Source organism: Streptomyces sp. NBC_00557 (assembly GCF_036345995.1).
Classification (GTDB): Bacteria; Actinomycetota; Actinomycetes; order Streptomycetales; family Streptomycetaceae; genus Streptomyces.
The window spans coordinates 3192478-3214572 of sequence record NZ_CP107796.1; the positions used below are offsets into that span (position 1 = coordinate 3192478).

General features: G+C 73.1%; 19 protein-coding genes. 8 read left to right on the forward strand and 11 right to left on the reverse strand.

The window, feature by feature from the left end; genetic code table 11:
- Positions 1 to 141 precede the first annotated feature (141 nt).
- On the forward strand, positions 142 to 876 hold the full coding sequence (locus tag OG956_RS13425; protein WP_330338213.1) for a decaprenylphospho-beta-D-erythro-pentofuranosid-2-ulose 2-reductase: 735 nt from the start codon (positions 142 to 144) through the stop codon (positions 874 to 876).
- 22 nt (positions 877 to 898) lie between these two features.
- Here the strand turns inward: OG956_RS13425 and OG956_RS13430 are convergent, their stop codons facing one another.
- Positions 899 to 1468 carry a 2'-5' RNA ligase family protein gene (locus tag OG956_RS13430; protein ID WP_330338214.1) on the reverse strand — a complete coding sequence of 190 codons (570 nt, stop codon included), beginning with the start codon at positions 1466 to 1468 and terminating at the stop codon, positions 899 to 901.
- 182 nt (positions 1469 to 1650) lie between these two features.
- Positions 1651 to 2718: a tryptophan--tRNA ligase gene (gene trpS / locus OG956_RS13435; RefSeq protein WP_330338215.1), complete on the reverse strand. Its 1068-nt coding sequence runs from the start codon at positions 2716 to 2718 to the stop codon at positions 1651 to 1653.
- 181 nt (positions 2719 to 2899) lie between these two features.
- On the opposite strand from trpS, the gene OG956_RS13440 reads away from it, so the two are divergent.
- Positions 2900 to 3565, forward strand: a complete 666-nt coding sequence (locus OG956_RS13440; RefSeq protein ID WP_330338216.1) for a hypothetical protein — start codon at positions 2900 to 2902, stop codon at positions 3563 to 3565.
- 36 nt (positions 3566 to 3601) lie between these two features.
- Here OG956_RS13440 and OG956_RS13445 read toward each other — a convergent pair whose 3' ends face one another.
- Positions 3602 to 5047 (reverse strand): glycine hydroxymethyltransferase, encoded by a 1446-nt coding sequence (locus OG956_RS13445; RefSeq protein WP_330338217.1) that lies wholly within the window; start codon positions 5045 to 5047, stop codon positions 3602 to 3604.
- 235 nt (positions 5048 to 5282) lie between these two features.
- Between OG956_RS13445 and rocD the strand changes: the two genes are divergently transcribed.
- Together rocD and OG956_RS13455 are read left to right on the forward strand one after the other, a co-directional pair.
- Entirely contained in the window at positions 5283 to 6536 is a 1254-nt protein-coding gene (gene rocD / locus OG956_RS13450; RefSeq protein WP_443065557.1) for an ornithine--oxo-acid transaminase, read from the forward strand.
- 87 nt (positions 6537 to 6623) lie between these two features.
- On the forward strand, positions 6624 to 7451 hold the full coding sequence (locus OG956_RS13455) for a DMT family transporter (RefSeq protein WP_330342829.1): 828 nt from the start codon (positions 6624 to 6626) through the stop codon (positions 7449 to 7451).
- A 27-nt stretch (positions 7452 to 7478) separates the two neighbouring features.
- On the opposite strand, the gene pdxR is transcribed toward OG956_RS13455, so the two are convergent.
- On the reverse strand, positions 7479 to 8900 hold the full coding sequence (pdxR, locus tag OG956_RS13460) for a MocR-like pyridoxine biosynthesis transcription factor PdxR (RefSeq protein ID WP_330338219.1): 1422 nt from the start codon (positions 8898 to 8900) through the stop codon (positions 7479 to 7481).
- Positions 8901 to 8946: 46 nt separating this feature from the next.
- Here pdxR and OG956_RS13465 point away from each other — a divergent pair, with 46 nt between their 5' ends.
- Both OG956_RS13465 and OG956_RS13470 read left to right on the forward strand, forming a co-directional pair.
- Positions 8947 to 9447: a carboxymuconolactone decarboxylase family protein gene (locus OG956_RS13465; protein ID WP_330338220.1), complete on the forward strand. Its 501-nt coding sequence runs from the start codon at positions 8947 to 8949 to the stop codon at positions 9445 to 9447.
- A 46-nt stretch (positions 9448 to 9493) separates the two neighbouring features.
- Positions 9494 to 10216 (forward strand): isocitrate lyase/PEP mutase family protein, encoded by a 723-nt coding sequence (locus tag OG956_RS13470; RefSeq protein WP_330338221.1) that lies wholly within the window; start codon positions 9494 to 9496, stop codon positions 10214 to 10216.
- A gap of 6 nt (positions 10217 to 10222) precedes the next feature.
- Here OG956_RS13470 and OG956_RS13475 read toward each other — a convergent pair whose 3' ends face one another.
- The 5 genes from OG956_RS13475 to OG956_RS13495 are packed head-to-tail and all read right to left on the reverse strand — an operon-like array spanning position 10223 to position 17323.
- Positions 10223 to 11179, reverse strand: coding sequence for an ABC transporter substrate-binding protein (locus OG956_RS13475; protein WP_330338222.1), 957 nt, complete (start codon positions 11177 to 11179; stop codon positions 10223 to 10225).
- A 1-nt stretch (position 11180) separates the two neighbouring features.
- On the reverse strand, positions 11181 to 13127 hold the full coding sequence (locus OG956_RS13480; protein ID WP_330338223.1) for an ABC transporter permease: 1947 nt from the start codon (positions 13125 to 13127) through the stop codon (positions 11181 to 11183).
- Positions 13127 to 14224, reverse strand: a complete 1098-nt coding sequence (locus OG956_RS13485) for a quaternary amine ABC transporter ATP-binding protein (RefSeq protein ID WP_330338224.1) — start codon at positions 14222 to 14224, stop codon at positions 13127 to 13129. Before OG956_RS13485 ends, OG956_RS13480 begins: the two co-directional genes overlap by 1 nt.
- Positions 14221 to 15753 carry a GMC family oxidoreductase gene (locus tag OG956_RS13490; protein WP_330338225.1) on the reverse strand — a complete coding sequence of 511 codons (1533 nt, stop codon included), beginning with the start codon at positions 15751 to 15753 and terminating at the stop codon, positions 14221 to 14223. The genes OG956_RS13485 and OG956_RS13490 overlap by 4 nt, the downstream gene beginning before the upstream one ends.
- Positions 15754 to 15802: 49 nt before the next feature.
- Entirely contained in the window at positions 15803 to 17323 is a 1521-nt protein-coding gene (locus OG956_RS13495; protein WP_330338226.1) for an aldehyde dehydrogenase family protein, read from the reverse strand.
- Between the two features lie 476 nt (positions 17324 to 17799).
- On the opposite strand from OG956_RS13495, the gene OG956_RS13500 reads away from it, so the two are divergent.
- Positions 17800 to 18459: a DUF2637 domain-containing protein gene (locus OG956_RS13500; protein WP_330338227.1), complete on the forward strand. Its 660-nt coding sequence runs from the start codon at positions 17800 to 17802 to the stop codon at positions 18457 to 18459.
- Positions 18460 to 18482: 23 nt separating this feature from the next.
- On the opposite strand, the gene OG956_RS13505 is transcribed toward OG956_RS13500, so the two are convergent.
- Entirely contained in the window at positions 18483 to 19415 is a 933-nt protein-coding gene (locus OG956_RS13505) for a LysR family transcriptional regulator (protein WP_330338228.1), read from the reverse strand.
- A gap of 127 nt (positions 19416 to 19542) precedes the next feature.
- Between OG956_RS13505 and OG956_RS13510 the strand changes: the two genes are divergently transcribed.
- Positions 19543 to 20994 carry an MFS transporter gene (locus OG956_RS13510; protein ID WP_330338229.1) on the forward strand — a complete coding sequence of 484 codons (1452 nt, stop codon included), beginning with the start codon at positions 19543 to 19545 and terminating at the stop codon, positions 20992 to 20994.
- On the opposite strand, the gene OG956_RS13515 is transcribed toward OG956_RS13510, so the two are convergent.
- A complete protein-coding gene (locus OG956_RS13515; RefSeq protein ID WP_330338230.1) occupies positions 20991 to 21980 on the reverse strand; it encodes a malate dehydrogenase in 990 nt (329 codons plus the stop codon). The genes OG956_RS13510 and OG956_RS13515 overlap by 4 nt on opposite strands.
- Between the last annotated feature and the right edge of the window lie 115 nt (positions 21981 to 22095).

The following is a 22095-nucleotide window of genomic DNA, read 5'->3' on the forward strand; positions in this document are numbered from 1 at the left end:
CATTGCCCCCGCGACACGCTCGTATGACATCCCACTAATCACCCGTTGTGTGGAGCGGGCGAATGTTAAGTAACACATCACCTGTATCCGGGCGATACGGTCACCGACATGCCGGAGACACCGCCGCACCAAGGAGCTGACGTGAAGGATGCCCACGGTCTCCCCCGGTCCCTGCTCGTCCTCGGCGGCACGTCCGAGATCGCGCTGGCCACCGCCCGCCGGCTGATCGCCCGCTCCACCCGCACGGTGTGGCTGGCGGGCCGCCCGTCACCGGCCCTGGAGGAGGCCGCCGAGAGCCTGCGGGCGCTCGGCGCCGACACCCGCACCGTCGCCTTCGACGCCCTCGACCCCGCGTCCCACGAGACGGTCCTCGGCAAGGTGTTCGCCGACGGCGACGTCGACCTGGTGCTGCTCGCCTTCGGCGTCCTCGGCGACCAGGCCCACGACGAGCGGGACCCGCTGCGCGCCGTCCACGTCGCCCAGACCAACTACACCGGGGCCGTGTCGGCCGGCCTGGTCGCCGGTCGCGCGCTGCAGACCCAGGGACACGGCTCCTTCGTGGTCCTGTCCTCCGTCGCCGGCGAGCGGGCCCGACGCGCCGACTTCATCTACGGCTCCAGCAAGGCCGGCCTCGACGCCTTCGCCCAGGGCCTCGGCGACGCCCTGCACGGCACGGGCGTGCACGTGATGGTCGTACGGCCCGGGCACGTCCGGGGCGGGGGGCCGCTGTCCACGACCCCGGAGGCGGTCGCCACGGCCATCGAACTCGGCCTGCGCAGGCGGTCGGAGACGGTGTGGGTGCCGGGGGTGCTGCGGGTGGTGATGGCGGCGCTGCGGCACACACCGCGCGCGCTGTTCCGGCGGCTGCCCCTGTGACAGGGCGCGGCGCGGACCCGGTCTACGGGACGGCGCTGCGCAACGGCCCCGACTGGGAAGGCACCGTGGTCCCCCCGAACGTGTACTCCCGCAGCTTGCGCCACACCCCGTCCGCGCCCTGCTCGTACAGCGCGAACCCGGTGCAGGGCCACTGCGCGTCGAACCCGGCCAGCTCCTCGAAGGCGCGGTCCATGGCCGCCTCGTCGATGCCGTGCGCGACGGTGACATGGGGGTGGTACGGGAACTGCAGCTCGCGCGCCACGGGCCCCGAGGCGTCCCGCACCCGCTGCTGCAGCAGGGTGCACTCCTCGGCGCCCTGGACGACGCGGACGTAGACCACCGGGGACAGCGGCCGGAAGGTGCCCGTGCCGGACAGCCGCATCGGGAACGGCCGGCCGGCCGCGGCGACCCCGCTGAGGTGCGCCTCGACGGCGGGCAGGTCGGCCTCGTCGACCTCGGTCGGCGGCAGCAGCGTGACGTGGGTGGGGATGCCGTGAGCCGCGGCGTCGCCGAAGCCCGCGCGCCGCTCCTGGAGCAGGCTGCCGTGAGGCTCCGGGACCGCGATCGACACGCCGATCGTTACGGTCCCCACGTCGTCTCCTGTCGTCGCGTCTGTCGTCTTGTACGGGCCGTCCCGTTCGTCACGTTCGGGCCGTGGGCTATCGACTGTACGGCCATGGAAGTCCTGTGGGCAGGCGCAGCGGAAGTGATGTGCAGCGCTCCGCCCACCCGGACATGCGTACGGTCGTGCGCCCCGGCGCCGGATCGTGCGGCTCAGTGCTTCGCCGGCAGGAAACCCACCCGCTCGTAGGCCTGCGCGAGCGTCTCCGCGGCGACCGCACGGGCCTTCTCCGCACCCTTGGCCAGGATCGAGTCGAGCGTCTCGGAGTCGTCCAGGTACTGCTGGGTGCGCTCGCGGAACGGGGTCACGAACTCGACCATGATCTCGGCGAGATCGGTCTTGAGGGCGCCGTACATCTTGCCCTCGTACTGCCGCTCCAGCTCGGCGATCGACGTGCCGGTGAGGGTGGAGTAGACGGTGAGCAGGTTCGACACGCCGGGCTTGTTCTCCACGTCGTAGCGGATCACGGTGTCGGTGTCGGTGACGGCGCTCTTCACCTTCTTGGCGGTGGTCTTCGGCTCGTCGAGCAGGTTGATCAGGCCCTTCGGCGTGGACGCCGACTTGCTCATCTTGATCGACGGGTCCTGCAGGTCGTAGATCTTCGCCGTCTCCTTGAGGATGTACGGCGACGGGATCACGAAGGTCTCGCCGAAGCGGCCGTTGAAGCGCTCGGCCAGGTCGCGGGTCAGCTCGACGTGCTGGCGCTGGTCCTCGCCGACCGGCACCTCGTTGGCCTGGTACAGCAGGATGTCGGCGACCTGGAGGATCGGGTACGTGAACAGGCCGACGGAGGCGCGCTCGGCGCCCTGCCGGGCCGCCTTGTCCTTGAACTGGGTCATCCGGCTGGCCTCGCCGAAGCCGGTGAGGCAGTTCATGATCCAGGCGAGCTGGGCGTGCTCCGGCACGTGGCTCTGCACGAAGAGGGTGCAGCGCTCCGGGTCCAGGCCGGCGGCCAGCAACTGGGCGGCGGCGAGCCGGGTGTTGGCCCGCAGCTCCGCGGGGTCCTGGGGAACCGTGATCGCGTGCAGGTCGACGACCATGTAGAACGCGTCGTGGGTCTCCTGCAGGGCCACCCACTGGCGGACGGCGCCGAGGTAGTTGCCGAGGTGGAACGAGCCGGCGGTGGGCTGGATGCCGGAGAGCACGCGCAAAGGACGCAGCGTGGCGGAGCCACTCCCTTGAGGGTGGTGGTGGGCGACGGGTGGGCGATCAGAGGCCATGTCCCCTATTCTCGCAGAGCGCGGGGCTCGAACAGGAACGGCTCGGGAACAGCGGCGATCCGATGTGTCACCGGGGGTGTAACAGGGGGCGCCGGATGGCGGATCGGTGCGGCCGGCCGGTGGTTGTGGGCAGGCTGCCGGGGGGCACGCCGGTGTGCCCGGCGAACGACGGGGGGACGGGATGCGGGGGTGGCGGGCGCGGGCCGGGGCGGCTGCGGTGCTCCTCGCGGTGACTCTGAGCGTGACGGCGGCGGTCGGGGCGGCAGCGGCGGCCGGCCGGGACCAGCCCGACGTGGCGGTGGTCGTGGCGGCCGGCGGGCGTACCGAGGCCGAGCATGCCGGTCAGGCCGGCTTCGACCGGCTGCGCGAGCTGCTGGAGCCGGAGCGCGACGACACCGAGCCGGTGCCCGAGGAGTGGACGCGGGGCCGGTATCCGCGGGTGCGGTTCACCGTGCTGTGGGGGCTGACCGGGGTCGGAGGATGGCCGCAGACGCACCGGGCGCCGGGCGGGGACGTGGCGATGCTGCGTCAGGACCAGCTGTTCCTGGCCGGGGACGGCACCCCCTGGGTCCGCACCGATCCCGCGCCGGACGTGACGGACGACGACATCCGCCGGCACCGGGCGCCGCGGCGGGTCTACGACCGGCTGGCGGGCGACCGCCTCCTCGGTCCCGGCGAGGCGCCGGCCGCCGCGGGCGACGGCGCGGGCGGTGTGCGGGACAGGGCGGTGTGGGCGGCGGCGGGGCTCGCCGCCGGGGTCGCCGCGACGCTGCTGCTCCGCCGCGCGGCGGCCCGGCGCAGTGCCGGACCGCCGCCTGAGCCGCGTCAGGAGCTGATCGACCTCTGATCCGCGGGGCGATCCGCCGAGGCGTCAGCCGGGGTGTCAGCCGAGGTCGATCTCCGGGTAGAGCGGGAAGCCGGCCACGAGGTCGGTGGCGCGGCGGGAGATCTCGTCGGAGATCTTCGCGTCGAGGACGTGCGCGGCCTTGGACGGGGCGCCGGACTTGGTGGTGCCGGGCTCGGCGGCCGTCAGGACCCGGTCGATCAGGCCGGCGACCTCGTCCATCTCGGCGGTGCCGAGACCCCTGGTGGTCAGCGCCGGGGTGCCGATGCGGATGCCCGAGGTGTACCAGGCGCCGTTGGGGTCGGCCGGGATGGCGTTGCGGTTGGTGACGATGCCGGAGTCCAGCAGGGCGGCCTCGGCCTGACGGCCGGTGAGGCCGTAGGAGGTGGCGACGTCGATCAGGTTGAGGTGGTTGTCGGTGCCGCCGGTCACCAGGGTGGCGCCGCGCCGCATCAGGCCCTCGGCGAGCGCGCGGGAGTTGTCGACGATGCGCTGGGCGTAGTCCTGGAACGCGGGCTGCCGGGCCTCGGCCAGGGCGACCGCCTTCGCGGCCATGACGTGCGGCAGCGGGCCGCCGAGGACCATCGGGCAGCCGCGGTCCACCTGGTCCTTGAGGGAGTCGTCGCACAGCACCATGCCGCCGCGCGGGCCGCGCAGCGACTTGTGCGTGGTGGTGGTGACGATCTGGGCGTGCGGGACCGGGTCGAAGTCGCCGGTGAGCACCTTGCCCGCGACCAGGCCGGCGAAGTGCGCCATGTCGACCATGAGCGTGGCGCCGACCTCGTCGGCGATCTCCCGCATGATCCGGAAGTTCACCAGACGGGGGTACGCCGAATAGCCCGCCACGATGATCAGCGGCTTGAACTCGCGGGCCTGGGCGCGCAGGGCGTCGTAGTCGATGAGACCGGTGGCCGGGTCGGTGCCGTAGGAGCGCTGGTCGAACATCTTGCCGGAGATGTTCGGGCGGAAGCCGTGGGTGAGGTGGCCGCCGGCGTCCAGGGACATGCCGAGCATGCGCTGGTTGCCGAAGGCCTGGCGCAGCTCGGCCCAGTCGGCCTCGGACAGGTCGTTGACCTGGCGGGCGCCGGTCTTCTCCAAGAACGGGGCCTCGACGCGGTCGGCGAGGACGGCCCAGAAGGCGACCAGGTTGGCGTCGATGCCGGAGTGCGGCTGGACGTAGGCGTGGCGGGCGCCGAACAGTTCGCGGGCGTGTTCGGCGGCCAGGGCCTCGACCGTGTCGACGTTGCGGCAGCCGGCGTAGAAGCGGCGGCCGACCGTGCCCTCGGCGTACTTGTCGCTGAACCAGTTGCCCATGGCCAGCAGGGTGGCCGGGGAGGCGTAGTTCTCGGAGGCGATCAGCTTGAGCATCGCGCGCTGGTCGGCGACCTCCTGGCCGATGGCGTCGGCGACGCGCGGCTCGACGGCGCGGACGACGTCGAGGGCGGCACGGAAGGCGGTGGACTCGGTGGACAGGGGCTCTGGCATGAGGACCTCCGGACGGCGTGCGTACAGCGTTCACGTTCGGCCCAGGCGCACGGCACTGTTTCCCGCCGGACCGCTCCCCGATGGTCCGTCCCATCCTGGGACCTTGCCGTCAGACTCCCGCCTGCCCCGCCCTTCGGGCGGACGACGGGAGTCTGACGGCAAGGTCCAGCGCGCCAGTCACGGCCCGCTGATCAGCCTACCGGGCGGGGCGCGCGGCCAGGTTCCGCGGTCCACCATGCGAGCGACGGTAGGAAGGAGGTTCCACTCATCATGGGAGGCCGCCGTGACCGCTGCGGAAGACCTGATCGCCGCCGCCGACGCGCACAGCGCGCACACCTACCGTCCCCTGCCGGTCGTCGTCGCCACCGCCGAGGGCGCCTGGATGACGGACGTGACGGGCCGCCGCTATCTCGATCTGCTGGCCGGCTACTCGGCGCTGAACTTCGGGCACCGCCACCCGCGGCTGGTGGAGGCGGCCCGGGCCCAGCTGGACAGGGTGACGCTGACCTCCCGCGCCTTCCACCACGACCGGTTCGCCGCGTTCTGCGCACAGCTGGCCGAGCTGTGCGGCATGGAGATGGTGCTGCCGATGAACACCGGCGCCGAGGCGGTGGAGACCGCGGTGAAGACGGCCCGGAAGTGGGGCTACCGGGTGAAGGGGGTGCCCGCGGAGATGGCGAAGATCGTCGTCGCGGGCGGCAACTTCCACGGGCGTACGACGACGATCATCAGCTTCTCCACCGATCCGGAGGCCCGCGCGGACTTCGGGCCCTACACGCCGGGGTTCGAGATCGTGCCGTACGGCGATCTGACGGCGATGCGGGCGGCGATGACGGAGAACACGGTCGCGGTGCTGCTGGAGCCGGTGCAGGGCGAGAACGGGGTGATCGTGCCGCCGCCCGGCTACCTCCCCGCCGTCCGGGAGCTGACCCGCGAGCGGAACGTGCTCTTCGTCGCCGACGAGATCCAGTCGGGCCTCGGCCGGACCGGGCGGACCTTCGCCTGTGAGCACGAAGGCGTGACGCCCGACGTGTACGTGCTCGGCAAGGCGCTGGGCGGCGGGATCGTGCCGGTGTCGGCGGTGGTGTCGAGCGCTCGGGTGCTCGGGGTGTTCCGGCCGGACGAGCACGGCTCGACGTTCGGCGGGAACCCGCTGGCCTGCGCGGTGGCGCTGGAGGTGATCGCGATGCTGCGCACCGGGGAGATCCAGGCGCGGGCGGCCGAGCTGGGCGAGCGGATGCACCGGGCGCTCGCGGCGCTGCCGGGGACGGGCACGGTGACGGCGGTGCGCGGGCGCGGGCTGTGGGCGGGCGTGGACATCGCGCCGGGGGTGGGTACGGCACGGCAGGTGGCGGAGCGGCTGATGGACCGCGGGGTGCTGGCGAAGGACACCCACCGCACCACCGTGCGGCTCGCCCCGCCGCTGGTCGTCTCCGAGGCGGACCTGGACTGGGGTCTCGACCAGCTGCGGGCGGTGCTGACCGGCTGAGCCGCCGGCTCGTGAGAACGGTAAGAGCACGGATCGCCGGGACCGGCCGGACCCGCGCTCACCTACAGTCACTTCGTGCTCTTCGGAATGGTGTGCGCCCTCGGCGCGGCGGTCTGCTTCGGCACCGCGACGGTGTTGCAGGCGGTGGCCGCGCGGCAGGCCGGTGGCGGCGGGGGCGGCGAGGCGGCCCTGCTGCTGCGGGCGCTGCGGCAGTGGCGGTACCTCGCCGGGCTGGCGCTGGACGGGCTGGGCTTCCTGTTCCAGATCGCGGCGCTGCGGTCCCTGCCGATCTACGCGGTCGGCGCGGCCCTCGCGTCGAGCCTGGCGGTGACGGCGGTGGCGGCGGCCCGCCTGCTGCGGGTACGGCTGAGCGGCACGGAGTGGGGCGCGGTGGCCGTGGTGTGCGCCGGGCTCGCGATGCTGGGGCTGGCGTCCGGGCCGGAGGGCGGTGAGGGCGGCTCGGACCCGCTGCGGTACGCGATGCTCGCCGTGGCGGCCGGGATGCTGCTGCTGGCCCTCGCGGGCGGGCGGCTGTCGGGGCGGGCGCGGTCGCTGCTGCTCGGGCTCGGCGCCGGTCTCGGGTTCGGGGTGGTGGAGGTGTCGGTCCGGCTGATCGGCAGCCTGGCGCCGGGGGACCTGGTGACCAACCCGGCTGCCTACGCGCTGCTCGTCGGGGGCGGCGCCGCGTTCGTGCTGCTGACGTCGGCCCTGCAGCGGGGCTCGGTGACCACGGCGACCGCCGGGATGGTGATCGGGGAGACGATCGGGCCCGCCGCGGTGGGCGTGGTGTGGCTCGGCGACCGCACCCGGGAGGGGCTGGCCTGGCTGGCGGTCCTGGGCTTCGCGGTGGCCGTCGCGGGGGCGCTGGCGCTCGCGCGCTTCGGCGAGGCGCCGGTGGCGGCCGAGGAGGGCTGAGGCCGCGCCCTTTTCTTCCCCCTGCGGCTACGGCAGCACCCGGCACAGCGCGTCCAGGGCGCCCGCCCACGCGCTGTCCGGTGGGGTGCCGTACCCCACGACGAGCGCGTCCAGCGGCTCGGCGACGGCCTCGGGGTGGCGGTGGAAGGACAGGCCGTGCAGGGCCAGGCCCTGCCAGGTCGCGGCCTGGACCACCGACTGCTCCATGCCCGCGGGCAGGCGCAGCACCGCGTGCAGGCCGGCGGCGATGCCGGTGACCGTGACCTCGGGGGCGCGGGCGGAGACGGCGGCGGCGAGGGCGTCGCGGCGGCGCCGGTAGCGCAGCCGGGACGAGCGGACGTGGCGGTCGTACGCGCCGGAGGTGATGAACTCGGCGAGCGTGAGCTGTTCGAGGACGCCCACGGTGTCGGCGGCGCCCTTGGCCGCGGCCGTCTCCTCGGCGAGGGACGGCGGGACGACCATCCAGCCCAGACGGAGTCCGGGGGCCAGGGACTTGCTCGTGGTGCCGAAGTAGAGCACCCGGTCGGGGTCGAGGCCCTGCACGGCGCCGACGGGCTGGCGGTCGTAGCGGAACTCGCCGTCGTAGTCGTCCTCCAGGATCAGGCCGCCGGTGCGCCGCGCCCAGTCGATCACGGCGGCCCGCCGCTCGGGCTGCAGGGGCGTGCCCATCGGGAACTGGTGGGCGGGGGTCAGCAGCACCGCCCCGGCGTCGCCCGGCTGCCGGGGATCGGTGCCCAGTTCGTCGTACGGCAGCGCGGGCGTGGCGAGCCCGGCCCCCTGGAGCACGCTCCAGTACGCGTCGAGGCCGTACGACTCGACCGCCACCGTGCGCACGCCGCGCGAGCGCAGCAGTGTGCCGGTGATCCGCAGGGCGTGCGCGAAACCGGAGGTGATGAGCACGCGGTCCGGGTCGGTGCGCACGCCGCGCACCCGCGCGAGGTAGCCGGCGAGGGCGGCGCGCAGTTCGGGGCGGCCGCGGGGGTCGCCGTAGCCGAGGACGTCGTACGGGGCGCCGGCGAGGGCGCGGCGGGCGGCCCTGAGCCACTCGGTGCGCGGGAACGCGGCGAGGTCGGGGGCGCCGGGGATCAGGCTGTACCGGGGGCGGGCCGGCGCCGGGCGGCGGGCGGCCGGACCGCTGCCGTCCGCGCCCCGGGCGGTCGCGGGGGACGGCGCTGCCGCGGCGGCCCGCTCCGCCACCCGGGTGCCGGAGCCCTGCCGGGCGGTGAGCCAGCCCTCCGCGACCAGGTCCGCGTAGGCCTCGGCGACGGTGTTGCGGGCGATGCCGAGGTCGGCGGCGAGGGTGCGGGAGGAGGGCAGCCGGGTGCCGGGGGCCAGCCGGCCGGTGCGTACGGCCTCCCGGAGCGCGTCGGTCAGGCCGCGGCGCAGCCCGCCGGAGCCGGCCGGTTCCAGATGCAGGTCGACGCCCAGAGTGGCCCAGGATTCCGCCATGGAAATGGACCATACTCCTGGGCTGCCTCGCTCCTAGGGTCGAGGCATGACCACTGCACCGGAGAACACCGAGTACGCCGCCGAGCAGGCCCCGCGCCTGGCCTGGACCAAGCACGCCCCCGAGGTCTACAAGGCGATGGTCCGCCTGGACGCCGCGGCGAAGCAGGGGCTGGACCCCAAGCTGTACGAACTGGTCAAGATCCGCGCCTCGCAGCTCAACCACTGCGCCTTCTGCCTCGACATGCACACCAAGGACGCGCTCGCGGCCGGGGAGAGCGTGGAGCGGATCGTGCAGCTCAGCGCGTGGGAGGAGTCGCGGCACTTCTACACCGAGAAGGAGCTGGCGGCGATCGAGCTGACCGAGGCGGTCACCGTGCTGACCGACGGCTTCGTCCCGGACGAGGTGTACGAGACGGCCGCCAAGCACTTCGAGGAGGCCGAGCTGGCCCAGCTGATCGCCGCGATCGCGGTGATCAACGCCTGGAACCGGTTCGGCGTGGCCACCCGGATGGCCCCGGGCCACTACCAGCCCGGGCAGCACGGGTGAGCCGGACCCGGCCGGCTCACCGCCGCGTCCCGCGAGGGGGCCGGCCGTGAGCAAGGCGGACACGTTCCGCGCACTGCACCGCAACCGCCCCCAGGGCGCCCCGCTGATCCTGCCGGGCCCCTGGGACGCGGCCAGTGCGCGCGTCTTCGCCGGGGCCGGCTTCCCGGCGCTGGCCATTCCCAGCGACGGGGTGGCCGCGGCGCTGGGGTGGCAGGACGGGGACACGCCCGCCGACGAGATGTTCGCCGCGGTCGCCCGGATCACGCGGGCGGTCGAGGTGCCGGTGTCGGCGGACGTCGAGGACGGCTACGGGCTCGCGCCGAAGGAGCTGGTGGAGCGGCTGCTGGAGGCGGGGGCCGTCGGCTGCAACCTCGAGGACTCCGCCGGGGGTGTCCTGAAGGACCCGCGCGAGCACGCCGAGTACCTCGCCGAGGTCCGCTCGGCCGCCGCCGACCGGCTGTTCGTCAACGCCCGCGTCGACACGTTCGCGCTCGGCGACAAGGATCCCGGACGGGCCATCGAGCGGGCCGCGTTGTACGTGGCGGCGGGCGCGGACTGCGTCTATCCGATCCTCGCCCCCACCGGCGTGCTGCCCCTGCTGCGGGCCGGGATCCAGGGCCCGCTGAACATGCTGGCCCGCCTGGACGGCGACGGCCCCTCGCCCGCCGGGCTCGGCGAACTCGGGGCCACTCGCGTCACCTTCGGCCCGGGACTCCAGCGGCGCGCCGCCGCGGCGCTCCGGGACATCGCCGACGCCCTCAGGGAATAAGGGCGTTCAGGGCAGCCACTTCCTCCACACGGAGGGGTGGCTGTCCACCCACTTCTTCGCGGCGTCCTGGGGGGACAGCTTCTGGTCGGCGATCATCAGGGAGACCTCGTTCTGGTCCTCGGTGGTCCACCGGAACTTCTTCAGGAAGGCCGCCGCCTTGCCGCCCGACCGGGCGAAGCCGGCGTTGAGGTACTTCTGCAGCGGGGTGTGCGGGTAGGCGCAGGCGACCTTCGCCGCGTCCGCGTCGCAGCCCTCCTTGTACGGCGGCAGCTTCACCTCCGTCATCGGGACCTTCTCGAACAGCCACTGGGGTGCGTACCAGTAGGTCAGGAAGGGCTTCTTCTCCTTGGCGAACTGCTTGATCTGGGTGATCTGGGCGGCCTCGGAGCCGGCGAAGACGACCTGGTAGTCCAGCTTGAGGTTCTTCACCAGCGCCTTGTCGTTGGTGACGTACGACGGGGAGCCGTCCATCAGCTGGCCCTTGCCGCCGCTCTCCGCGGTGCGGAAGAGGGAGGCGTACTTGTCGAGGTTCTTCCAGTCCGTGATGTCCGGGTGCTGTCTGGCGAGGTAGGCGGGGACGAACCAGCCGATGTGTCCGGTCACCCCGAGGCCGCCGGCCCGCCGGATCGTCTTCTTGTCCTCGACGTACCGCTTCTCCTGGTCCGGGTGGCCCCAGTCCTCCAGGATGGCGTCGACCCGGCCCTGGCTGAGCGCGTCCCAGGCGGGCACCTCGTCGACCTGGACGGTGTCCACGTGGTAGCCGAGCTCGTGCTGGAGGAGGTACTGGGCGACGGCCACGTTGGCCTGCGCGCCCACCCAGGACTGCACGGAGAGGGTCACGGACTTCGTGCCGCCCGCGTTCGCGAACGGCGACGCCTGCTTGGTCATGTCGGCGGCGCCGCAGCCGGTCGCGGTCAGCAGCACCAGCGAGCCCAGCACGGCGGTGGTCGTACGGCGTCGCATGTCAGGCTCCCTTCTTCGCGCGTCGCCCGGTCGGCTGGGTCACCCGGTCCAGCATCAGGCCCAGGCAGACGATCGCGGCGCCGGCCACCAGACCGGTCGCCAGGTCGCCCTGGGCCAGGCCGAGGACGACGTTGTAGCCGAGGGCGCCGCCGCCCACGAGGCCGCCGATGATGACGACGGCGAGGACCAGGACCACGCCCTGGTTGACGGCGAGCAGCAGGGACCGCCGGGCGAGCGGGAGCTGGATCTGCCACAGCTGCTGCCGGCCGGTCGCGCCGAGCGAGCGCGCCGACTCCAGCGCGGCCGGGTCGACCTGGCGCAGGCCCTGCGCCGTGATCCGGACGACGGCCGGCAGGGCGTAGACGACGGCCGCGGCGACGGCGGGGGCGCGGCCCACGCCGAACAGGGCGACGACCGGGATCAGGTACACGAACTGCGGCATGGTCTGGAAGACGTCCAGGACCGGGCGCAGGGCGCGTTCGACGCGGTCGCTGCGGGCGGCGGCGATGCCGGTCGCGAAGCCGAGGACCAGCGTCACGACGACGGCCGCCAGCACCTGGGAGAGCGTGTCGAGGGCGGGCTGCCAGACGCCGAGCACGCCGATCGCGGCCATGGCGAGGACGGCGGTCAGCGCGGTGCGCCAGGTGCCGATCGTCCAGGCCAGGGCGGCGACGATCAGCAGCACCGACCACCAGGGCAGCCACTCGAGGCCGCCGCGCACCGGGTCGAGGACCCAGGTGGTGAAGTGGCCGGCCCAGTCGGCCGTGCCGCCGACGACCGGGACGCCGGAGTAGAGGTGGTTGGTCATCCAGTCGACGGCGCGGTCGACCGGTGCGGCGATGTCCAGCGTCCAGCCGGACGGCCAGTCCAGGCGGCCGAGGAGCCGGGCGGCCAGGGCGGCGGCCGCGGTCACGGCGAGGGCGTAGACCCAGCCGATGGTCTTGGGGCGGGCGGCGGAGTCGTCCGCCGTTCCGGCCGCCGCCGTCACGCGGTCCAGGACGATCGCCAGCAGCACGATGGGGATGCCGGCGGCGAGGGCCTGGCCGACGTCGACCGAGGCGAGCGCCTGGTAGACGCGGTCGCCGAGGCCGCCGGCGCCGATGACCGAGGCGATGACGGCCATGGACAGCGCCATCATGATCGTCTGGTTGAGGCCGAGGAGGAGTTCGGCCCGGGCCAGCGGGATGCGGGCGGTCAGCAGCCGCTGGCGGCGGGTCGCGCCGAGCGACTCCACCGCCTCCAGGACCTCGGGGTCGGCCCCGCGCAGGCCGAGGGCGGTGAGGCGGGCCATCGGCGGGGCGGCGTACACGACGGTGGCGAGGACGGCCGCGGGGACGCCGATGCCGAAGACCAGGACGACGGGGAGGAGGTAGGCGAACGCGGGGAGCACCTGCATGGTGTCCAGGACCGGGCGCAGGGCGCGGTCCATGCGGTCGGACAGGCCGGCGGCGAGGCCGAGGAGCGCGCCGACGGCCACGGAGGCGAGGACCGCGACGACCATCAGGGCGAGGGTCTGCATGGTCGGGACCCACATGCCGAGGGCGCCGCAGGCCAGGAAGGCGACCGCCGTGCCGGCGGCGAGGCGGGGGCCGGCGACCCGCCAGGCGACGAGGGCGCCGAGGACCGTGACGCCGGGCCAGCCCGCGGCGAGGAGGGTGAGGTAGACGGCGCGTACGGCGAGGACGACGGCGTTGCTGATGTAGCCGAAGAAGTACAGGAACAGCGGGTGGCTGTCCCGGTGGTCGATGACCCAGTCGCTGGCGCTCGTGAGGGGCTTGGTGACGCTGACCGTCAGGTCGTGGGGCCAGGCGGCGCCGGGCCAGTGGCCGGCGGCCCAGGGCGCCAGGACCGCGGCGAAGAGGGCGAGCAGGAGGAGCTTGCCCGCGGTACGGCTCTTCAGGACGCGGGGTGTGCCGGTACGGGAGGCCGGGACGGTGAGCGATGCCATCAGACGGCCTCCGGGCTGGTGCGGGGGGAGGGCAGGGTGGCCACGCCGGAGACCACTCGCAGCAGCTGCTCGTGGTCGACCACGCCCAGGCACCGGCCCTCGTCCATCACCCGTGCGGGCGCGCCGGCGCGGGCCACCGCCTCGATCGCCTCGGCGACCGTCGCCTCGGGGCGGACCGCGGGGCCGTTCTCCGGGTCCTCGGCGGCGGCCGGGCGCATGGCCGTACGGCAGGTCATGACCTGTTCGCGCGGTACGTCGCGGACGAACGCGCGGACGTAGTCGTCGGCCGGGGAGCCGACGATCTCCTCCGGGGTGCCGAGCTGGACGACCCTGCCGTCGCGCATCAGGGCGATGCGGTCGCCGAGTTTGAGGGCCTCGGAGAGGTCGTGGGTGATGAAGACCATCGTGCGGCCCTCCTCGCGGTGCAGGCGGGCCACCTCGTCCTGCATGTCGCGCCGGATGAGCGGGTCGAGGGCGCTGAACGGCTCGTCGAACAGCAGCACTTCGGGGTCGACGGCCAGGGCGCGGGCCAGGCCCACCCGCTGGCGCTGGCCACCGGAGAGCTGGCCGGGGCGGCGGTGCTCCATGCCCTCGAGGCCGACCTTGGCGACGACCTCGGCGGCCCGCGCGCGCCGCTCGGCCTTGCCGACGCCCTGGATCTGCAGGCCGTAGGCCACGTTGTCGAGGACCGTGCGGTGCGGGAGCAGGCCGAAGTGCTGGAAGACCATGGCGGCGCGGTGCCGGCGCAGTGCGCGCAGCCGGGCCCGGTCCATCGCGCGGACGTCCTCGCCGTCGATGGAGATGGTGCCCGCCGTCGGTTCGATGAGGCGGGTGAGGCAGCGCACCAGGGTGGACTTGCCGGAGCCGGACAGGCCCATGACGACGAAGACCTCGCCCTTGCGCACGTCGAAGGAGACGTCCCGGACGGCCGCCGTGCAGCCGGTGCGGGTGCGCAGCTCGGCTGGTTCCAGCGCGGCCAGTTCGGGGTCGGCGGGTATCCGGTCCGGCTTGGGGCCGAAGACCTTCCACAGCCCGTGGACGGAGAACACCGGGGCGTCGGTGGTGGGCGGTTTGCGGGTGGGCACGGTGAGGGTCATCGGACGTCACCTCCGATCAGGTCGACGGCCTTCTCCCCGACCATGAGCACCCCGATCATCGGGTTCACGGCGGTCATGGTCGGGAAGACGGACGCGTCGGCGATACGAATTCCTTCGAGGCCGCGGATCTTCAACTCGGGGTCGACCACGGCGAGTTCGTCGTCGGCGGCGCCCATTCTGCAGGTGCCGGCGGGGTGGTAGACGGTGTGCGCGACCTTGCGGGCGTACTCGCTCAGTTCGGCGTCGCCCTGGATCTCGGGGCCGGGGCACACCTCGCGCTTGAGCCAGCCCGCGAGCGGCTCGGTCCTGGCGATCTCGCGGGCGATGCGGATGCCGTCGACCAGGGTCCGGCCGTCGTAGTCGTCCTCGTCGGTGAAGTACCGGAAGTCGAGGGCGGGTTTGACGGACGGGTCGGCGCTGGTCAGGTACAGGCGGCCGCGGCTCTTCGGCTTGGGGATGTTCGGGGTCATGGAGACGCCGTGGCGCGGGCGCTCGTAGCCGAGGCGCTCGGGGTTGTCGGTGAAGGGCACCTGGTAGAAGTGGAACATCAGGTCGGGTCCGGCGTGTCCGGGGTCGCGGCGCACGAACAGGCCCGCGTCGGAGTCCATCGCGGAGTTCTCCGGGATCGGCCCGTGGGTCTCCCAGACGATGACCGACTCGGGGTGGTCCAGCAGGTTCTCGCCGACGCCCGGCAGGTCGTGCACCACCGGGATGCCGAGGGCCTCGAGGTCGGCGCGGGGGCCGATGCCCGAGTGCAGCAGCAGGCGCGGCGAGTCGATGGCGCCCGCGCACAGCACGACCTCGCCGCGGGCGCGGACCAGCAGCTCCTCGCCGTCCTTGGTGCGCACGTGGACGCCCTCGGCCCGGCCGTCGGTGATCTCCAGCTGGTACGCCCAGGTCTCCAGCAGGATCGTCAGGTTGGGGCGCTCGTCCATCACCGGGTGCAGGTACGCCACCGAGGCCGAGGACCGCTTGTTGTCCTCGGGGTGGTAGGCGAGGTCGAAGAAGCCGACGCCCTCGGTGAACGGCTTGCGGTTGAAGCCCTCGATGCGGGGTACCCCGAGCGCGGCCTGGGCGGCGTCGACGAAGTCGCGGGCGATGGCGTTCCGGTCCTTCTCGTCGACGGAGACGATGTTGTTCTTCAGGCGGGCGTAGTAGGCCTCCATGGGGACGGCGCCCCAGCCCTTGGCGCCGGCCTCCTCCCACTCGTCCCAGTCGGACGGCAGCGGTTTGAAGGAGATGAGGGTGTTGTGGGAGGAGCAGCCGCCGAGGACGCGGGCGCGGCTGTGCCGGATGTGGGAGTTGCCGCGCGGCTGCTCCACCGTCGGGTAGTCGTAGTCGAGTTCGCCGCCGAGCAGGCCCATCCAGCGGCGCAGGGTGAGGACGTCGTCGCGGCCGACGTCGCTCGGGCCGCCCTCGATGACGGCGACGGTGACGTCGGGGTTCTCGGTGAGGCGGGAGGCGATGACGGAGCCCGCGGTGCCGCCGCCGATGACGACGTAGTCGTAGACGTGGGGGGTGTGGGACATGGGGGTACTACTCCAGGGGGTGTTTCCGGGGAAGCCGGGGGCAGGGGGCTCAGCCGGCGAACCAGCGCACCGGCTTGGGCGCGAGGTTCTGGTAGACGTGCTTGGTCTCGCGGTACTCGGCGAGCCCGGCGGGTCCCAGCTCGCGGCCGGTGCCGCTCCTGCCGAAGCCGCCCCATTCCGCCTGCGGCAGGTAGGGGTGGAAGTCGTTGATCCAGACGGTGCCGTGGCGCAGGCGGGCCGCGACGCGCCGGGCCCGGCCGGGGTCGGACGTCCACACGGCGCCGGCGAGGCCGTACTCGGTGTCGTTGGCGAGGAGGACGGCCTCGTCCTCGGTGCGGAAGGTCTCCACGGTGAGGACCGGGCCGAAGACCTCCTCCCGGACGACCTTCATCTCGCGGTGGCAGGCGTCGAGGACGGTCGGCTCGTAGAAGTAGCCGGTCCCGGGGCGCTGAGGTGACGGTTCCGGGCGCTTGCCGCCGCAGCGCAGTACGGCGCCCTCGGCGAGCGCGGAGGCGACGTACGCCTCGACCTTGGCGCGCTGCTGCTCGGAGACGAGCGGGCCGCACTCGACGCCGTCCTCGGTGCCGCGGCCGAGCCTGATCCGGCGGGCGCGGCGGGCGAGTTCGGCGACGAAGCGGTCCCGGACCGGTTCCTCGACGATGAGCCGGGAGCCGGCCGAGCAGACCTGGCCGCTGTGGATGAAGGCGGCGTTGAGGGCCTGGTCGACGGCGGTGTCGAAACCCTCCTCGGTGGCGCAGGCGTCGGCGAAGACGACGTTGGGGTTCTTGCCGCCGAGTTCGAGGGCGACCTTCTTCACGGTGGGGGCGGCGGCCTGGGCCACCTTGGTGCCGCTGACCAGGCCGCCGGTGAAGGAGACCAGGTCGACGCCGGGGTGCTCGGCGAGGCGGGCGCCGACGGTGTGGCCGGGGCCGGTGACGATGTTGGCGACGCCGGCGGGCAGGCCGGCCTCTTCCAGCAGCTCGATCAGCGCGACCGTGGTCAGCGGGGTGATCTCGCTGGGCTTGATCACGAAGGTGTTGCCTGCGGCGAGGGCAGGGGCGATCTTCCAGCTGGCCTGGAGAAGCGGGTAGTTCCACGGGGTGATCAGCGCGCAGACGCCGACCGGCTCGTGCACGACGACGCTGTGGATGTCGGGCGAGCCCGCGTCCACGACCCGGCCGGGCGCCTCGGCGGCGACCAGGTCGGCGAAGTAGCGGAAGGCGTCGGCGACGCAGTCGATGTCGATCCGGCCCTCCTCGACGGTCTTGCCCGCGTCCCGGCTCTCCAGCAGGCCGAGTTCCTCGCGGTCGCGGACGAGGAGGCCGGCGACGCGGCGCAGCAGGGCGGCGCGTTCGGCGACCGGGGTGCGGGGCCAGGGGCCGTGGTCGAAGGCCTGGCGGGCGGCGGCGACCGCGCGCTCGGCGTCCTTCTCGTCGCCCTCGGCGACCACGGCGAACGGCCGGGCGTCCGCGGGGTCGAGGATCTCGCGGGTCGCGCCGGAGATCGCCGGCAGCCACTCGCCTCCCGCGTGGATGGTCGCCTGGGGGTGTCGTTCGGTTCTGTCCGCCATTGCTCGGTGTTGCCTTCCGTTCCTGATCGATGCCCCTGGGTGACAGGCGTGTCACGCTCGGGGACCGTCGCCGCCTGCCCAGGACCGGCGCGCCGCATGCGCAATCGACGACCAAAAGTGCGCGGCATCACATCAGCGCATGCCCCGATCATCGACGGACCGAACATTTAATTTCCACCCTCCCTGAATATTTACAGAATGCAATTACCCCCCTTCCGGGTTACCCCGATTCCCCCGAATGCCCCAAAGCCCTCCTCCGCCGATCATCGTTAAGCGACCGTGATGCGATTGGACTGGCACGCGAGCAACGATGATCGGACAACCCCTCTGTACCCGGGCGGCGAAGCGGATCCCGCATCCTGCTCCGACCTGCTCGACGATTTCCTGAAGAGAATCAATACGATGGAAAAGGAATATCGGCGGACCATGACAGATCTGTACACGGCATCCTGAGCCGGCCGCGGAAGGATTTACCGATGGACAGAATGCAGCAGGCCGCCGGTCTCTACGACCACGCCTGGAGCACCGTTCCGGATCCGGGCATCGCGCAGAACGACTGGGACCCGGTCGAGGAACTGGCCCAGATGCTGTCCGCGCCGACCACCGTGAACCCCGTCCCCACCCCGCTGGACATTCCCGCTCCGCGCAGGAGCAGCCGCCACCGGCTGCGCCAGTCCCATCTGCCCGACGGCAGCCGGCCTTTCACCCACGTCACGCTGCTGATCGGGACGGTCACGCTGTGCGCGGCGGGCATGCTGGCCTGGTCCGTCTGCTACTCCTACGGGCAGCTGCGCGGAATCGCCTCGTCGGTGCTGCCCACACGCCTGGCGGAGTGCTGGCCGCTGATGGTGTACGGGCCGTGGTTCGTGGCGGCGCTCTCGGTCGTGCGGGCCACCGCCCAGCGCCGGAGCGCGCGGCGGTCCTGGTGCATCGTGCTGGCCGCGTCCGCGATGGCCGTGGTGTTGTGCGTCAGCCACTCGTCCCATGCGCTGCTCTCGTTAGTGATCTTCGGGATCCCGCCGGTCACCGCGCTGGTGTGCTTCTGGGAGCTCGTCGGCCAGATCTCCACCAGGAGCCGGCCGCGGCATGCCACCCGCCCTGATCCGGGGCTGCCGCCCAAGGACGGAAACCGCTGACGGACGCCACGCGCCGTCCCCGCCTAGGTGTGCTGACCGGGGACGCCGCGTGACGTCTCGGTCATCAGCTCCCGTACGCACTGCCGCAGCCAGGCGTGGGCGGGGTCGGCGTCGTGCCGGGGGTGCCAGGCGAAGCCCACCTCGGCGAGCGGCAGTCGGAGCGGGATGTCGAAGACGACCAGGCCGAGGGCGTCGGCCATGGAGCGGCCGTAGGAGGTGATCAGCCCGATCAGGTCGGTCTCGCGCAGCACGAACAGCGAGGCCGGGAAGCTGCCGACGGTGCCCACCACCCGGCGGGCGAGGCCGAGTTCGGCCAGGGCGTCGTCGATCGGCCCGCGCTGCCTGCCGCGCCGGGAGACGACGAGGTGCCCCGCCGCACCGGCGAACCGCTCGGGCGTCAGCTCCCCCTCCAGCAGCGGGTGTCCGGGCCGTACGACGCCCAGCATGCGCTCTTCGTACACCGTCTCCACATGCACCTCGGGCGAGGTCGTGTCGATCACCCCGACCTCCAGATCGGCGGTGCCCTGGCGCAGGTACGGCGCGTCCACATGGCTCTCGGTGAGAAAGCGCAGCCGGATCCCGGGCGCCTCGCGGGCGGCGCGGGCGAAGAGGGCGGCGCCGTGGGTGGCGGCCATCGCGTCGTGACCAAGGATCGTGAAGGTGCGGGTCACCGTGCGCAGATCGGCGTCCCGGCCCGGCGCGAACAGGGCCCGCGCCCGCTCCACCACCGCGCTCACCTCGGCCCGCACGGCCAGAGCGTGCGGGGTCGGCACCATCCGCCGGCCGGCGCGCACCAGGATCGGATCGCCGAGCGCCCTGCGGATGCGGCCGAGGGTCCGGCTCATCGCGGGCTCCGACAGATGCAGCCGCTGGGCGGCGCCCTGCACGCTCTGCTCCTCCAGCAGCACGTCCAGCGCGACCAGCAGATTCAGGTCCAGCCCGGTGGAATGCGTCATGTGCAGGTATCCCTTGCGAAGGTTGCACTGGAGTGCAGGTCGGTGGCGAGCCTACGGTGAGAGCGCGCCCGGGCGCATCGGCCCGAAGGCGCACCTTCCCACCCACCGTCCAGCTCCCGGAGGAGCCGTGCCCCCGCACGCCCTGAAACGCCCCACCCTGCTCGCGCTGTGCGCCTGCGTCCTGGTCGCGCAGAGCATGGTCGCCGCCATCAACCTCCTGATACCGCAGCTGAGTTCGTCGGCGCTGCACCCCTCGCACACCGAGATCCTGTGGACCGTCGACGCCTACGTCATCGTCTTCGCGGGCCTGCTCGTCCCGGCCGGCGCGCTCGGCGACCGGTACGGTCGCAAGGGCGCCCTGCTCGCCGGCCTCGCCCTGTTCGCGGCGGGCGCCGCCACCAGCGCGCTCGCCTCCGCCCCGCCCGTGCTGATCGCCGGCCGGGGCCTGTCCGGCGCCGGAGCCGCCCTGATCACCCCGGCCACCCTCTCCCTCCTCATGCGGCTGTCCGCGCCCGAGCACCGGGCCCGCGCGATGGGCGCCTGGACGCTGTCGATCGGTCTGGGCGGCGCGGCCGGCAACCTGGGCGGCGGCCTGGCCGGGCAGTTCCTCACCTGGCGCGCCCTGTTCGCGGTGATGATCCCGCTGGCCGCCGCCCTCGCCGTGGCCGTCGCCCTCACCGTCCCCCGCACCGAACGCACCACCGGAAACCCCGACCCGCTCGGCACGCTGCTGCTCACCGCGGGCCTGGTCGCGGTCCTGTTCGGCATCATCGAGGGCCCGACGTACGGCTGGAGCTCCGCGCGCATCCTCGGCGCCTTCGCCGCGGGCGCCCTGCTGATCGCCGGTTTCACCGGGCACGCCCTGCGTGCGCCCTCGCCGCTGTTCGACCCGCGCGTCTTCGGCTCCCCGCGCCTGAGGGCGGCCTCCCTCGGCACGGCCACCTGCTTCTTCGGCCTGTTCTCCCTGTTCTTCGTCAACTCGCAGTATCTGCAGGAGATCAAGGGATTCGGGGTGGCGGTCACCGGGGTGGCGATCCTGCCGCTGGTGTTCGGGATGGCCGCCGCGCAGAAGCTGGCCACCCGCTGGGCCGGCCGCCCCCGCGCGGTCATCGGCGCCGGTCTCGCCCTGATCGGCCTCGGCCTGCTGGGCGCGTCCACCGCCGACGCGGGCACGCCCTACCCGGTGTTCGTCTGCTGGCTGCTGGTCATCTCGGCCGGCGCCGGACTGTCCATCCCGGCCCTGACGGTCGGCGTGGTCACCTCGCTTCCGCCCCACCAGGCCGGCCTCGGCTCCGGTCTCGGCACGACGGCGAGGGAGACGGGCGCGGCCCTGGGCGTCGCCGTCACGGGAACGGTCCTGTCGGCCCACACCGACCTGCCGCACGGCATGGGGCCTGCGCTGCGAACGGTGGGGGTGGTGGTGCTGGCGGCCACGGCGCTGGTGGTGGCCGGGTACGGCAGGCGCCCCGAAGGGGCGCGGGGCACTGCGCGAGTGAGCCGCCAGGGGGCCGGACACGGCAACGCCCGGCACCCCCGACAGCGGGATGCCGAGCGTTTGCCCGACCTGCGGAACTCCTAGATGAGGCCCAGGGAGCGCACCGCCTCGCGCTCCTCCTCCAGCTCCTTCACCGACGCGTCGATGCGGGCACGGGAGAACTCGTTGATGTCCAGGCCCTGGACGATCTCGTACTTGCCGTCCTTGCAGGTGACCGGGAAGGAGGAGATCAGGCCCTCCGGAACGCCGTAGGAGCCGTCGGACGGGATGCCCATGGAGGTCCAGTCGCCCTCGGCGGTGCCGTTGACCCAGGTGTGCACGTGGTCGATCGCGGCGTTCGCGGCGGAGGCGGCCGACGACGCGCCGCGGGCCTCGATGATGGCCGCGCCGCGCTTGGCGACGGTCGGGATGAAGTCCTCGGCGAGCCACTTCTCGTCGTTCACGACCTCGGCGGCGTTCTTGCCGGCGACCGTGGCGTGGAAGATGTCCGGGTACTGGGTGGCGGAGTGGTTGCCCCAGATGGTCAGCCGCTTGATGTCGGCGACCGACGAACCCGTCTTCTTCGCGAGCTGCGTGATCGCGCGGTTGTGGTCCAGGCGGGTCATCGCGGTGAAGCGCTCGGCGGGTACGTCCGGCGCGGCGGCCTGCGCGATGAGCGCGTTGGTGTTGGCCGGGTTGCCGACGACGAGGACCTTGATGTCGTCCGCGGCGTGGTCGTTGATGGCCTTGCCCTGCGGCTTGAAGATGCCGCCGTTGGCCTCGAGGAGGTCACCGCGCTCCATGCCCTTGGTGCGGGGGCGGGCGCCGACCAGGAGGGCCACGTTGGCGCCGTCGAAGGCGACGTTCGGGTCGTCGGTGATGTCGATGCCCTGGAGCAGCGGGAAAGCGCAGTCGTCGAGCTCCATGGCCGTGCCCTCGGCGGCCTTCAGGGCCGGGGTGATCTCCAGCAGGCGCAGCTTGACCGGCACGTCCGCGCCGAGCAGCTGGCCGGAGGCGATGCGGAAGAGCAGGGCGTAACCGATCTGGCCGGCCGCGCCGGTGACGGTGACGTTCACGGGAGTGCGGGTCATGGCGTTCTCCGTATGACAGCTGGCGGTGGGGCGTCCCTGCCCCGGGCGGATGATCGATCTCTTGGCGTCAAGAGATCGATCCAGCGGTCAGGCTATCGCGCATCCGGCATGCGAG

Coding starts and splice junctions, on each gene's coding strand:
- trpS (WP_330338215.1), bottom strand. CDS start 2,718: ATGGCCTCTGATCGCCCACCCGTCGCCCACCACCACCCTCAAGGGAGT.
- OG956_RS13440 (WP_330338216.1), top strand. CDS start 2,900: ATGCGGGGGTGGCGGGCGCGGGCCGGGGCGGCTGCGGTGCTCCTCGCG.
- OG956_RS13445 (WP_330338217.1), bottom strand. CDS start 5,047: ATGCCAGAGCCCCTGTCCACCGAGTCCACCGCCTTCCGTGCCGCCCTC.
- rocD (WP_443065557.1), top strand. CDS start 5,283: ATGCGAGCGACGGTAGGAAGGAGGTTCCACTCATCATGGGAGGCCGCC.
- OG956_RS13455 (WP_330342829.1), top strand. CDS start 6,624: ATGGTGTGCGCCCTCGGCGCGGCGGTCTGCTTCGGCACCGCGACGGTG.
- pdxR (WP_330338219.1), bottom strand. CDS start 8,900: ATGGCGGAATCCTGGGCCACTCTGGGCGTCGACCTGCATCTGGAACCG.
- OG956_RS13465 (WP_330338220.1), top strand. CDS start 8,947: ATGACCACTGCACCGGAGAACACCGAGTACGCCGCCGAGCAGGCCCCG.
- OG956_RS13475 (WP_330338222.1), bottom strand. CDS start 11,179: ATGCGACGCCGTACGACCACCGCCGTGCTGGGCTCGCTGGTGCTGCTG.
- OG956_RS13480 (WP_330338223.1), bottom strand. CDS start 13,127: ATGGCATCGCTCACCGTCCCGGCCTCCCGTACCGGCACACCCCGCGTC.
- OG956_RS13485 (WP_330338224.1), bottom strand. CDS start 14,224: ATGACCCTCACCGTGCCCACCCGCAAACCGCCCACCACCGACGCCCCG.
- OG956_RS13490 (WP_330338225.1), bottom strand. CDS start 15,753: ATGTCCCACACCCCCCACGTCTACGACTACGTCGTCATCGGCGGCGGC.
- OG956_RS13495 (WP_330338226.1), bottom strand. CDS start 17,323: ATGGCGGACAGAACCGAACGACACCCCCAGGCGACCATCCACGCGGGA.
- OG956_RS13500 (WP_330338227.1), top strand. CDS start 17,800: ATGGACAGAATGCAGCAGGCCGCCGGTCTCTACGACCACGCCTGGAGC.
- OG956_RS13505 (WP_330338228.1), bottom strand. CDS start 19,415: ATGACGCATTCCACCGGGCTGGACCTGAATCTGCTGGTCGCGCTGGAC.
- OG956_RS13515 (WP_330338230.1), bottom strand. CDS start 21,980: ATGACCCGCACTCCCGTGAACGTCACCGTCACCGGCGCGGCCGGCCAG.